Raw genomic sequence first — 12,598 nt, 5'->3', positions numbered from 1 at the left:
CTCGGGCTCAGCGCACCGGCTGCGCCCACCGCCCGAGGATCTCCGCCGCGGTCAGCGCCCGGCCGTCGACCCGCGCCGGCGGCGCGTTGGGAGTTCTGGAGAACCTCGGCGCGGGCGCCGACTGAACCACACCGTCCACCTCGAGGTACGTGCCGCGTGCCGCCAGATGTGGATGCTCGGCCGCCTCGGCGAAGGTGAGCACGGGTGTGACGCACGCTTCGGTGCCCGCGAAACGCGCGGCCCACTCCTCGCGCGTGCGAGTCGCGAACATGGCCGTGAAGCGCCTTCTCATCTCCGGCCAGCACTCCCGGTCGTTCTGCTCCCCGAGTTCGTTCGCGTCGATGCCCAGCCCGTCCAGCAGTGCCGAGAAGAACTGGGGTTCCAGCGCACCCACCGCTATATACCGCTGGTCAGCGCACGCGTAGGTGTCGTAGAACGGGGCACCGCCGTCAAGCAGATTGCTCTGCCGCTGATCGCGCCACTCTCCCATGCCGCGAAGTGCCATGGTCATCTGGCTCAGCAGCGCGGTCCCGTCGACCATCGCGGCATCGACTACCTGCCCCCTTCCCGACAGCGCGCGTTCCCAGAGCGCGGCCAGCACGCCGACCAGCAGCAGCATGGATCCGCCGCCGAAGTCGCCGACGACGTTGAGCGGGGGAGCCGGCGCCTGGCCGGCTCGGCCCATGGCGTGCAGCGCGCCGGTCAGCCCGATGTAGTTGATGTCGTGTCCGACGTCCCGGGACCATGGCCCGTCCTGACCCCATCCCGTGATCCGCCCGAAGACCAGCCGGGGGTTGCGCTCCAGGCACTCCTCCGGCCCGACTCCGAGCCGCTCCACCACTCCGGGCCGCAAGCCCTCGATCATGACGTCGGCGCGCTCCGCGAGAGCCAGGATGAGAGCTCGCCCTTCCGGCTCCTTCAGGTCGACGGTGATCGAGTGCCGGCCGCGCAGCACGACATCGGTCTCGCCGGGGTTCCCGAGTTGCAGCGCCCGTCCCTTCGGCCGTTCCACCCGGACCACGTCTGCGCCGAGATCCGCGAGCACCATGGCCGCGTGCGGAGCCGGCCCCAGCCCGGCGAGTTCCAGGACGCGCAAGCCCGTCAGCGGACCGCCCCTGCCGGTATCAGTGGTCACGGTGTTGTCCTCCGCATGTTGGTCGGCTCCTTCGGATCGGCCGTCAGGCTGGTCATGACCAGGTCGGCGAGTTGGCGGTACGCTTCGGCGGCGTCGAGCCCGGTGGTCGCCTGGATCGTCCCGCGCTGGATCGCGCCCATGACCTGGGCCGCGGCGGCCCCCACGAACGACGCGTGAACCGGGCGCAGCGCTCCGGCCTTCACCCCCTCGGTCACGAGGGCCTGGACCCGCCGAGCCGCGTACTGAGTGTTCTCCTGGTACACGTCGTTGGCCGGACCGAAGTCGGCCACATCCGCGAAGAACCTGGCCGAGGCCGGCTGAAGTTCCGCGGCGACGGCCTCCAGGTAGATCGCCAGCCGCCTCGCCGGATCATCGGAGGCCGCGACCCGGGCCTCGATATGTTCCGCCGCGGTCTTGAAGAACGAGCGCACGGCCGCGACAACGATCTGCTCCTTGCTTGGCGCCACGGCGTACAAGGTGGTTCTCGAACACCGCAACCGTTCCGCCAGATCTCCAATGTTGAACGAAGAGAATCCCTCGGTCAGGAACAGCTCCCGGAGCTGAACCAGCATCTCCTCGCGGCGCGCGCGAGCCTTCCCTGGAAGTGGCATGACGCCGACCCTATGACAGAGTACCAGAGCTGATACTGTGGTACTCATTCTGGTTCTCGGAGGATTGTCCATGCCCGCATCACGTGTCATGCCCACCGGCGAGAGCGCCGACCTGATCAACCTCGTCCGGGACCTCGCCGGCAAGGAACTCGCGCCCCGGGCCGCCCGGGCCGAGGCCGACGAGGAGTTCCCGCGCGAGGTCTTCAGGACCCTCGGCGCGGTCGGCCTCCTCGGCCTCCCCTACCCCGAGGAGTGCGGCGGCGGAGGCCAGCCGTACGAGGTGTACCTGCAGGTCCTTGAGGAGATCGCGGCGATCTGGTCGAGCATCGGCGTCGGCGCCAGCGTGCATACCCTGGCGTGCTTCGGGCTCGTCGACTTCGGCACGGAAGAGCAGCGGCGGGCGTGGCTGCCCGACATGCTCGGCGGCGACCTCCTCGGCGCGTACTGCCTGAGCGAGTCGCACGCGGGCTCTGATCCCGCCGCCATGAGGACCCGCGCCGTCCGGGACGGGGACGACTACGTGCTCGACGGCGCGAAGGCATGGACGACCCACGGTGGGCATGCCGACTTCTACCAGGTGATGGCGCGGACCTCCGACGATCGCAAGGGCATCTCCTGCTTCCTGGTCCCGGCCGACGCGGAAGGCCTGAGCGCGGACCCGCCCGAGCGCAAGATGGGCCTGACCGGATCCGCGACCGCCACCATGCGGCTGGACCACGTCCGTGTTCCCGCCTGGCGCAGGATCGGCGAGGAGGGTGATGGCCTCAAGATCGCACTGGCCGGCCTCGACTCCGGCCGGCTGGGAATCGCGGCGGTCGCCACCGGCCTGGCCCAAGGGGCACTCGACCAGGCCGTGGAGTACGCGAAGGAGCGGGAGACCTTCGGAAAACCGATCATCGAGCACCAGGGCCTCGCGTTCCTGCTCGCCGACATGGAGGCGGCCGTCCAGAGCTCCCGCGCGATGACGCTGCACGCCGCGCGTCTGAAGGATCAGGGGCACCCGTTCAGCCGGGAGGCGTCCATCGCCAAGATGGTCGCCACCGACAACGCCATGAAGGTGACGACCGACGCCGTGCAGGTCCTCGGCGGCTACGGCTACACCCGAGACTTCCCGGTCGAGCGCTACATGCGCGAGGCGAAGGTCATGCAGATCTTCGAGGGGACCAACCAGATCCAGCGCCTGGTCATCGGCCGCGCGCTCGCCGGGAACATCGGCGGAACGATCACCACCTACAGCAAGGAGCAGGACTGATGGAAGTACGCCCGGCTCGCGCTGGCGATCATCCATCACGACTGTCTCAACGGTGAAGTGATCCGCATGGACGGCACCCTCCGGATGGCGCCTCGCTAACGACCGGCCCCATCTGAAGGAGCAACCGTGAACAGAGACACGGTCGTCGTCAAAGCAGTTCGCACGCCGATCGGGAAGCGCGGCGGAAGCCTCTCCTCCGTCCACCCCGCCGATCTCTCCGCTGTGGTGTTGAGTTGAAGCGATCTATGCCGCCACCAACCGCCGGCCCAGCGCCCGCACCGTGCGCGCTGGGGAACTCAAAGCCCACATCAGCCGGGTCCATCGGGACAACTACGGTGTCCACGGGATCCGGAAGGTCTGGCGGCAGTTGCATCGCGAGCACATCGTGGTGGCCCGCTGCACCATCGTCCGCCTGACAGGTGAGCTAATTGTGGGCGTCTTCGCCGGTGCTCAGCCCGGAGCGGTGGGCGATGACGGCCAGTGCCGTGCGGTCCCGGGCATCGAGCTTGGTCAGGATCCGGCTGACGTAGGTGCGTACGGTCGCCGGGCTGATGAAGAGCGCCGCGGCGATCTCGGCGTTGGTGTCTCCGTGACCGACCCGAGTGAGGACGGTCAGTTCTCGCTCGGTCAGGGCGGCCAGTCGCGGGTCTGGTTCTGGCGGTTTCGGGGCTCGGGCGAGGTGTTCCATGACGCGCCGGGCGATCGTGGGCGAGAGGAGGTTTCCGCCCGCCGCGGCCGTGTGCACCGCCTTCCGGAGGTCGTCGGACGGCGTGTCCTTGAGGAGGTAGCCGGCCGCGCCGAGAGTGACGGCCTCGATGATGTCGTCGTCCTCGTCGAACGTGGTGAGGATCAGGACCCGCGAGCCCGCCAGCGAATCGTCGGCGCGGATCGCGGCCGTCGCCTCAAGCCCGTCCATGCCGGGCATCCGGATGTCCATCAGCACGATGTCGGGGTGCAGCTCCCGGACACGGGAGAGCGCGGCGCGGCCGTCGGACGCCTCGCCGACAACGGTGATCTCCGGATCGTTCTCAAGGAGTGTGCGCAGGCCCGCACGTACGAGCTCCTGGTCGTCGACGACGATCACGCTGATCATGACGGTTGCTCCAGCGGGAGGACGGATCGGACGGTGAATCCCGTGGTTCCGGGTCCGGCTGTCAGGGTGCCGCCAAGCGCCTCGGCTCGCTCGCGCATCCCGGCGATCCCGTGCCCGTGCCCGGTATCGCCGCCCGGGTCCGCACCGTCATCGGTCACCGACACGTGAAGCAGGGTGCCGTCGTCGTACGCGGTGACGCGGGCGTGGGTACCGCACGAGTGCCTGACGATGTTGGTGACCGCCTCCTGAACGATTCGGAACGCCGCGGCGTCGACCGTCGCGGGCAACTGAGCGGTGACGCGCATGTCGATGTCGATGCTGGTTCCCGCGGCCGCGGCCGTTTCACGGAGTGTGTCGATGCTCGACAGCGAGACGACCGATCTCGGGTTCTCAGCCGGCGCACGGAGCAGAGCGACGGTTCTGCGCAGCTCGCTCATCGTGCGCGTGGCGGTGGACCTGATCAGGTCGAGAGCCGCGCGGGTCTGCGTCTCGTCGTGACCGAGCGACTCGCGGGCGACATCGGCGTGCAGGGAGATGACGGAGGTCGTGTGACCGATCGAGTCGTGCAGATCCCGCGCGATGGCCAGGCGTTCGGCGTGAACGCGCGCGTCCGCTTCCTGCCGATACCGCTGGGCGGTGAGCTCGGCGATCCGCCTCGCTCCCGCCTGTGCGGTCCGTCTCGATCTCAGGCCGTCTCCCAGGGCGATCGCCGCGGCCATGAGCAGGATGTGTCCGGCCAGTTCATAGCCGACGACGAACGAGAAATCCTGGCCCTCGACCAGGCGGAAGAACAGCGAGACCGCGACCACGACGGCAGCGGTGACAACGGCATGGACGAGCCTGCCGAACTCGGCCGCCGAGAACAACGCCGCGGCGACCGGGACGGCGACCCCGACAGCCGGATAGCCGGCGGCGTAGTAGGCGAACAGTCCCAGCGTGCTGACGGCGAGCACGATCACCGGGTAGCGCCGGCGGGCCGGCATCAGCGCGCCAAGACCTACCGCCCACAGGTACGCGATCGCGTCCGGACCGTGCCGTCCTCCCTGGTCGGCGGAGATCACGACCGACACGGTGAGGCTGACGCCCGCACCGATCAGGGCGTCGACGGCCCAGGATGGGAGTCTCCTTCGTGCCCGCTCGTCGACCATGGATCCACCCTAGGGTGCTCCTCGGCGGCTCCGCGGCCCGCGTGAAGCGACACCGGGGGTCGCCTCTGGACGTACGGCATCGAGATCGGATACGGATGTGCCGCGCCCATGGCGCTCCCTAGCGTGCGGCCATGACCCATCAGCACACCCCACCACCTCGGCCGCCCGCCCCGAGACGCCCGGTTCTCGGGCTGCCCATGATCGCGGTAATCGGGCTCGCTCTTCTCGCGGCGCCCCGGGTCGTGCTTCACGACCTGGACATCATCCACCAGGGCACCTTCGTGAACGCCCTGTTCGTCTTCGTACCACCGATGATCTGGATCGGGGTCGCCCTCTGGAAACGAGTGCCCAGCCCCTTCCTCACCCTGCTCGTCGTGGGCCTGTTCTATGGCGTCTTCCTTACCGCGGGACACCAGTTGCTCTGGGACGCCGGCTTCGGCGGCAACCCGCCCGCACTCGGCGGGAACCTGAGCGATCTCAACCCGGCGACGCAGTCCGTCATCCTGCGACTGTTCGCCGCGATCAGCAGTCTCTTCACCGGCGTCATCGTCGGAGCGATCACCGGCCTGATCGCCTGGGGACTCAGCAGAGTCATTCCTTCAACTTCCAGGGCGTCCTGAGTACCTGATTCTCCGCGTTCGGGCAGCGGCGCGGGTTTCGCGAGTATCTGGCTGGGCTGCTGCTACCGCGTGAGCGCGACAAGACGCCGACCTGCCTGGCCGGGGCCGAGCCCGTCGTCTGGGCCCGGAATACGGTGGCGTGGCGGCTGGGGTTCTTCCTGTCGGAGTCGCCATGGGATCGTGAGAGAGTCAACGCCCGGCGTCGTGAGCTGCTGCGGGCCTATCCAGCGACCACACCGCATGCGGGCGGGGTGCCGGTGGAAGATTGAAAGGTCCCTTGCCTGGCTGTTCGGCTACCGCCGTCTCCCCGTCCGGTCCTGACGCAAGGGCAGCCGCCTCCTCGCCTTCCTCGGCCTCTCCGCCACGCTGACCTGCTACCGGAAACTCGCCAAGCTCACCGCGTGAGACATCGTCCAAGGGAGTGGCTCGGCCGTGCTGGGCGGTGCGCCAGCCGGAGGGGATGCGGTAAGGGCCCATCCACGGTTCGAGGGGGACGCCCCAGCTATTCAGCGCGAAGGAGACCTTGTGGTATTCGCCGATCAGGGTGACGAGTTCGATCAGTTCACGTTCGCCGTAGGTTTCCGACAGGGTCTCCCAGGTGTGGTCGGAAACCACTGACTCGGTGTGCAGTTCGTCCACAGCGGTCAGCACCGCCTGCTCGTGCCGGGTCCATGGTCCGAGGGAGATGTCCCGGGAAATGAGGTCGATCTCCTCTCGGGTGAGGCCGACGCTGAGGGCGACAAGGTAGTGGTGATTCCACTGGTAGATCGCCGAACACGCCCACGCGCCGCGCAAGATCGCCAATTCGCGGTGTCGTGGCGGTAGGACGCCGTCGATCACGCCACGGGCGAGGGGCACGCTCTCCTTGTACAGCTTGGTGTGCCGTACAAAGGTGGTGAGAATGTTCGGGATGTTCACACGGTGCAGCTCGAAGATCGAGTTCTCCCCTTCGATGAGGCCCAACGCGTCCAGTGTTTCCTGGTCACGCTCACCGGGGGCGACGGGTGCGATCCGCGGCCGTCGGCGGATGCCCTCGGCGATCTCGGCGGCGGTGGTCAGGACGCCGGTGACCGTGCGGTCGGTGCTGTCGCCCAGGGAGTCGTAGACGGTGGCCAACGTGATCGCCAGGTTCTCCCGGCAGTCCCACTGGTCCCAGCGGCCGAGTGGCAGTTCGGCGACGGCTTCCTCGACCGGCATTCCCTTGCGGTAGCGCACTTCCGCCTCGCTGTGCAGGTGCTCGAGATAGTCCCGCAGATCGATGATCCCGGTGATATCGGTGACCGGCCCGTACCCGGGAACCACTACAGTCGGCCGTAGCGCCGCGAGCTGGACGCAAGCCGCACGCCACAGCTCGATCGAGCCCGACCACGACGCGGGATGCACACCGTTGACGACAGCGGCACCTGTGATCAGCACCGCCTCGTCAGGAAGCCACACGATCGTGTCAGCGGTGCTGTAGGCGCGCCCGATGTCCTGAACCTCGACAAGTGTGTGGCCGAGTTTGAGGTCGGCCGCACCGCTGAAGGTTTGATCAGGTGTTAATCGCCGAGCCGCGATTCCGTGTGTGCGCTGGGATCTCCCGAGATAGGCATCGAGTGGAGAACCCCGCTCCACCTCGACGGCGTCGAGCAGCGGGCACCTGGCGAGTGCCGTCGCCGTCTCCACCGAGGTGAGTGTCGTGGCGTAGTCCGGGATGTGCTGCCCGGAGTCGGTGTCGGTGAGCACCACCACCTTCGCCGCGCCATCGCCGTAACTGAGCAACTGTCTCGTGGCGTCCGCGCTGTCGAGAGTGCCGACGAGCATACCCCCGCTCATGTCACCCCGCACGTACGTCGCGTTGCGAGTGGTTCCGTCATAGGCGATCCACACGGACTCGCTCAGGTGCTCGTAGTACATGTCTACCTACCTCTCACTGCCTTTTGTTCAACACCATGCGTTCGAGCCAGTCCGCCACGCGGCCACCGGTCTCCACAATGTGCTGCTCGAGCATCGACAGATGGTCGCCGGGGCCGTCGATGACGTCGGTCATCCCGGGCAGCGTCGATCGCCAAGCGTCGTCGTGCACGGTGCCCAGCGGCGCAGACGCGCGCACCAGCAGCGAGGGCACTCGTGTCGGCCGAGGACGCCACGACGACAACAGGTCCAAATACCAGGAGGTGGCCGACAATCGGATCCAGTCGAGCCCGTCGACCACCGATTCCCGGGCATGCAACGCCGGCCACAGCCTGGGCCGCAACACCTCAGTGGCTTTCGAGTCGAGCAAGTGGGTATCCAGCAGGACAACCGCGTCGACGGCAAGGCCGCGATCGTCAAGCCAGGCGGCGACCTCGTGGGCGAGCAACCCGCCCGAAGATGTCCCGAGCAGGACAAGCGGACCCGCCACGGTGCGGTCCACGACCGCGGTCGCCAGTTGCTCGATCAACACGGTCCGTGAGCTGGGCAACAGCTCGCCGGCGGTGAACCCGCCAGGCGTGACCACGCTGACATCCCACTGGCCGCCAAGAGCGGTGGCCAGACCATGGTAGACATGCTCGCCGGTGGTGGGAACGATGGGCGCGACACAGACCAGCTGACGCCCGGTTCCACTGTCCCTCAACGGTGTCAGACGGAGGGCCGGCGGCTCGGCCGACTTCTCGCGCACTTCGGCCACCCCGCGCAGCAATGCGTCCGCCTGGTCCAGCAAACCAGCGTCGACCGACTGCCGGTGCAGGCGCGCGATGACGTCCGGCGGGCTCTGTGGCGCGCTTGGCGCAGTGTCCACCGCGACCCCGCGGACGAACAGCTCGGCCGCCGAAAGCACCACCCTGTCCATGCCACCCTCGTCGCGGCGCAACGTCCCGGCGACCACCGCGGTGACCCCCGCCTCGTCCACCGCCTGCTCGATCCCCAACGTCAGCAGCGGATGCGGGCCGACCTCGATGAACGCCCGATACCGCTCCTCCAGCAACAGCCCGATGGCCGGCGCGAACTCCACCGTGCGCCGCACGTTCTCATACCAGTAGCCGGCGTCCAGCTCCGTGCCGTCGAGCCACTGCCCGGTCGCCGTCGACAGCATCGGCACCCGCGCCGCACGCGGCGCCACCTCCGCCAGGTCCACCAGCAGATCGTCACGGAACCGCTCGACCTGCGGCGAATGCGCGGCGAAGTCCGCACCGGCCAACTGCCAGCGCATGACACCCTCGGCCGACAACCGCCGCTCCAGCACCCGCACGGCCTCCCCGTCACCGGCGACGGTGACCACCCGGGGCCCGTTGACCGCGGCGATCGAGATCCGATCCAGCAGATCATCCTCGGCCAGCGCCGCGCGCACCTGCTCCACCGGCGCCATCACCGACAGCATCACCCCATGCCCGGACAGCCGTTCACCGATCAGGCGGCTGCGCAACGCCACCACCCGGGCACCGTCCTGCACCGACAGACCACCCGCCACCACCGCCGCCGCGATCTCGCCCTGCGAATGCCCCACCACCGCGTCCGGACGAACCCCCAGCGACTCCCACACCGCCGCCAACGACACCATCACCGCGAACGACACCGGCTGCACCACATCCACCCGATCCAGCCCCGGAGCACCCTCCACCTGCCGGACCACATCCAGCAACGACCACTGCACGAACGGCTCCAACGCCGCCGCACACTCCGCCATCCGGCGGGCGAACACCGGCGACTCCTCCAGCAGCCGCGCCCCCATCCCCACCCACTGCGCCCCCTGACCCGGGAACACCCACACCATCCGGCCATCCACATCGGCCACACCCCGCACCACACCCGCCGCCGAGTCGCCGGAAGCGACCGCGGCCAACCCCGCCAGCAACTCCTCGCGATCCCCGCCGACCACCACCGCCCGATGTTCGAACGCCGACCGCGACGTGGCCAGCGAGAACGCCACATCGGCCGGCCCCAGCTCGTTACCCTCCTCCACATACACCGCCAGACGGCCCGCCCACGCCCGCAACGCCTCACCCGACCTGCCCGAGATCACGCACGGCATCACACCCGGCACCGGCGCCGCGTCCTCCACACCCGGCTCGGCCTGCGGCCCCTGGTCGAGTTCGTCCAGATAGCGGGCGAGAGCCGCAGAGGTCGGATGCCGGAACACCGCGCTCGCTTCGATCTTCTTGCCGGTGCGGGCGCGCAGCCTGGCGCGCAGGTCAATCAAGGTCAACGAGTCCAGGCCGAGGCGGGTGAACTCACTGTCCGGCGCCACCGCTTGCATACCAGGCAGGCCCAGGGCCCTGGCCACCTCGGTCCGGACGAGATCCAACGCCGACAGTGGCTCGGTCCGGGCATCGGCTTCGATGGGGCTGGGGGGCATGGTGTGGTGGGCCACCCGCGGCCAGAACCGCTGCCGTTGGAAGGCATATGTGGGCACGGCGCACCGCCCGCCCGGAATCACGGCTGCCCAGTCCACCGCGACGCCGCGCACATGGAGTCCTGCCAGCGCGTTGACCAAGCTGGACAGTGAACCGCAGGTCCCCGGTTCGACAACGACGTCGTCCTGCCCGAACGGCCGGACCCGGTATTCAGCGGCACGAGGGTCCTGGGCCTTGGCGATGACCAGTTCGTAGGCGTCATCCAGCGACAACGCCCCGGCCACATACGCGGCGGCGACCTCGCCACCCGAATGGCCGCGGACTTCCGCCCTCACTCCCCAGGACTCCAGCAACCTGAACAACGCCACCTCGAACGCGAAACCACTTTCCTCCCCGAACCGGCCGCCGATCTCGGCCGGCGCTGCCGCGAACACCGGGAACTGAGCCAGCTCACGGCCCATCTCCGTGCACGCGGTCGCGCCGGCGAACACGATCGTCGGTACCACCGGCTTCTCAACCACACCACGGACAACCAACTCATGGTCTTCGCCTCTCGCGAGAGCGGCGAGGGCGTCAAGGTTGCCGTCCAGCACCGCCGCACGGTACTCGAAGTGCGTGCGAGACACCGCAAGCGGTCGAGCCACACGCGAGTCAGGGTCGGCCGCCAGGAGGCGTTCCGCCTGTGCGCCAAGGGCATCGGCGGTGCGGCCAGACAGCAACCAGGGCAGCTTCCCTCGGCTGGGCGGATTCCCGGACTGTTCGCCTTCTTCAAGAATGACGTGTGCGTTGGTCCCGCTGATTCCGAAGGCGGACACCGCACCACGTCGTGGACCCCCGTTGGTCGCCCACGGCACCGCATCGGCCGCCAGCCTGACCGAACCGGCCGACCAGTCCACCCGAGACGAAGGCTCGTCCACATGTAGCGTCCGCGGAAGAATCCCGTGCCGCATGGCGAGGATCAGCTTCACTATGCCTGCCACACCCGCGGCCGCTTGGGTGTGCCCCAGATTCGACTTCACCGAACCGAGCCACAACGGCCGGTCCCGGTCCTGACCGTAGGTCGACAGCAACGCGTCGGCCTCAATCGGGTCTCCCAGCCTGGTTCCGGTGCCGTGTGCCTCTACAACGTCCACATCGGACACGGACAGGCCGCTGGAGGCCAACGCCTGGCGAATGACACGTTGCTGCGCGACGCCGTTCGGTGCGGTGAGCCCGTTCGAGGCGCCATCCTGGTTGATGGCACTGCCCCGGAGCACTGCCAACACCTCATGGCCCTTCGCCCGCGCGTCCGACAGCCGCTCGACCACAAGCATGCCCACGCCTTCAGCCCACCCTGTCCCGTCGGCCGCGTCAGCGAAAGCCTTGCAACGCCCGTCGCCGGACAGCACTCCTTGCCGGGTTAACTCGACGAACAATTCTGGCGTCGTCATCACTGTGACGCCGCTGACCAGGGCGAGCGAGCACTCCCCGGACCGGAGTGACCGAGCGGCCAGATGCAGGGCGACCAGCGCCGAGGAGCACGCGGTGTCCACGGTGAGCGCCGGACCGGTGAAGCCATACGTGTAAGCAAGCCGCCCAGACGCCACGCTCGCCGCGCTGCCAATGCCGGCGTAGCCACCGAAGTCACCTTCAGACTGGGCCAGCAGCGTCGGGTAGTCCTGGCCGTTGGTGCCAATGAACACGCCCACGTCACTACCACGCAGGGTCGCGGGCACGATGCCGGCTTGTTCCAGTGCCTCCCACGAAGTCTCCAACAGCAGTCGCTGCTGGGGGTCCATCGCCAGGGCCTCACGGTGGTTTATCCTGAAGAATCCCGGGTCGAAGTCAGCGACTCCGGTGAGGAACCCGCCGGATGTAGTGGCACTGCGGCTCACCAAGGTCGTCAGATCCCAGCCGCGGTCCTCAGGGAAAGAGGACAGCACTTCACCTCCATCGGCCAGCAACTGCCACAGTTGCTCAGGAGTATCGATTCCCCCTGGAAAACGGCACGCCATACCGACAATGGCGACCGGGTCGTCGTGGTCGACCCTCGCCTGAGGCTGGCTGATGTCCGGAGCGGCGCCGTGGATCCGCGACCAGAGATGGGTAATCAGCTCATCAGCCGTCGGATGGTCGAACACCACGGTCGCGGGTAGCGCCAGTCCGATGCGTTTCGCCAGGCCGTTGCGCAACTCCACAGTAGTGAGCGAGTCGAAGCCCAGGTCCTTGAAGGCGCGGTCACCACCGATGTTCACACCGTCCGCGTGGCCGAGGACAGCCGCGATCTGGTGGCGTACCAACTCAGCCAAGGCGTCCTTGCTGTGCAGGGGCCGGCGTTCACCCGCGTCTTCGCCGCCACCGGCGGCCACCCGGACCGGTCGCCTCGCCGGTGCCAGCCCTCGCAGCAACGCCGGCACCTCGCCGCCGCGGCCCCGCAACACCTCCAC

General features: G+C 68.4%; 8 protein-coding genes and 1 pseudogene. 3 read left to right on the top strand and 6 right to left on the bottom strand.

All coding sequences use genetic code 11. From position 1 onward, the window contains the following. Positions 1-7: 7 nt before the first annotated feature. Together ACWD3H_RS44480 and ACWD3H_RS44475 are read right to left on the bottom strand one after the other, a co-directional pair. On the bottom strand, positions 8-1,135 hold the full coding sequence (locus ACWD3H_RS44480; protein WP_451959324.1) for a CaiB/BaiF CoA transferase family protein: 1,128 nt from the start codon (positions 1,133-1,135) through the stop codon (positions 8-10). Continuing rightward, positions 1,132-1,746 (bottom strand): TetR/AcrR family transcriptional regulator, encoded by a 615-nt coding sequence (locus tag ACWD3H_RS44475; RefSeq protein ID WP_451959323.1) that lies wholly within the window; start codon positions 1,744-1,746, stop codon positions 1,132-1,134. The genes ACWD3H_RS44480 and ACWD3H_RS44475 overlap by 4 nt, the downstream gene beginning before the upstream one ends. Positions 1,747-1,816: 70 nt before the next feature. Between ACWD3H_RS44475 and ACWD3H_RS44470 the strand changes: the two genes are divergently transcribed. Next, entirely contained in the window at positions 1,817-2,998 is a 1,182-nt protein-coding gene (locus tag ACWD3H_RS44470) for an acyl-CoA dehydrogenase family protein (RefSeq protein ID WP_451959322.1), read from the top strand. A gap of 280 nt (positions 2,999-3,278) precedes the next feature. Beyond that, positions 3,279-3,407 (top strand): annotated as a pseudogene (locus ACWD3H_RS44465) (IS3 family transposase); the annotation flags it as partial. Positions 3,408-3,422: 15 nt separating this feature from the next. Here ACWD3H_RS44465 and ACWD3H_RS44460 read toward each other — a convergent pair. Together ACWD3H_RS44460 and ACWD3H_RS44455 are read right to left on the bottom strand one after the other, a co-directional pair. Continuing rightward, positions 3,423-4,091 carry a response regulator gene (locus ACWD3H_RS44460; RefSeq protein WP_451959321.1) on the bottom strand — a complete coding sequence of 223 codons (669 nt, stop codon included), beginning with the start codon at positions 4,089-4,091 and terminating at the stop codon, positions 3,423-3,425. Then, positions 4,088-5,239: a sensor histidine kinase gene (locus ACWD3H_RS44455; protein WP_451959320.1), complete on the bottom strand. Its 1,152-nt coding sequence runs from the start codon at positions 5,237-5,239 to the stop codon at positions 4,088-4,090. The genes ACWD3H_RS44460 and ACWD3H_RS44455 overlap by 4 nt, the downstream gene beginning before the upstream one ends. A gap of 131 nt (positions 5,240-5,370) precedes the next feature. On the opposite strand from ACWD3H_RS44455, the gene ACWD3H_RS44450 reads away from it, so the two are divergent. After that, positions 5,371-5,859: a hypothetical protein gene (locus ACWD3H_RS44450; protein ID WP_451959319.1), complete on the top strand. Its 489-nt coding sequence runs from the start codon at positions 5,371-5,373 to the stop codon at positions 5,857-5,859. 189 nt (positions 5,860-6,048) lie between these two features. On the opposite strand, the gene ACWD3H_RS44445 is transcribed toward ACWD3H_RS44450, so the two are convergent. Together ACWD3H_RS44445 and ACWD3H_RS44440 are read right to left on the bottom strand one after the other, a co-directional pair. Then, positions 6,049-7,755 (bottom strand): carboxymuconolactone decarboxylase family protein, encoded by a 1,707-nt coding sequence (locus ACWD3H_RS44445; RefSeq protein WP_451959318.1) that lies wholly within the window; start codon positions 7,753-7,755, stop codon positions 6,049-6,051. 13 nt (positions 7,756-7,768) lie between these two features. After that, the gene (locus tag ACWD3H_RS44440; protein WP_451959317.1) at positions 7,769-12,460 is read right to left on the bottom strand and encodes an acyltransferase domain-containing protein; all 4,692 of its coding nucleotides are present in this window, start codon (positions 12,458-12,460) and stop codon (positions 7,769-7,771) included. Between the last annotated feature and the right edge of the window lie 138 nt (positions 12,461-12,598).

The sequence above is a fragment of the Streptosporangium sp. NPDC002607 genome (genome assembly GCF_053592655.1).
Note: the sequence above shows the minus strand (reverse complement) of the source record. Positions and strands in the feature narration are given on the sequence as shown.

Excerpts from the sequence above, each read along its gene's own strand:
- ACWD3H_RS44460 (WP_451959321.1), bottom strand. The coding sequence starts at position 4,091 with ATGATCAGCGTGATCGTCGTCGACGACCAGGAGCTCGTACGTGCGGGC.
- ACWD3H_RS44445 (WP_451959318.1), bottom strand. The coding sequence starts at position 7,755 with ATGTACTACGAGCACCTGAGCGAGTCCGTGTGGATCGCCTATGACGGA.
- ACWD3H_RS44470 (WP_451959322.1), top strand. The coding sequence starts at position 1,817 with ATGCCCGCATCACGTGTCATGCCCACCGGCGAGAGCGCCGACCTGATC.
- ACWD3H_RS44455 (WP_451959320.1), bottom strand. The coding sequence starts at position 5,239 with ATGGTCGACGAGCGGGCACGAAGGAGACTCCCATCCTGGGCCGTCGAC.
- ACWD3H_RS44475 (WP_451959323.1), bottom strand. The coding sequence starts at position 1,746 with ATGCCACTTCCAGGGAAGGCTCGCGCGCGCCGCGAGGAGATGCTGGTT.
- ACWD3H_RS44450 (WP_451959319.1), top strand. The coding sequence starts at position 5,371 with ATGACCCATCAGCACACCCCACCACCTCGGCCGCCCGCCCCGAGACGC.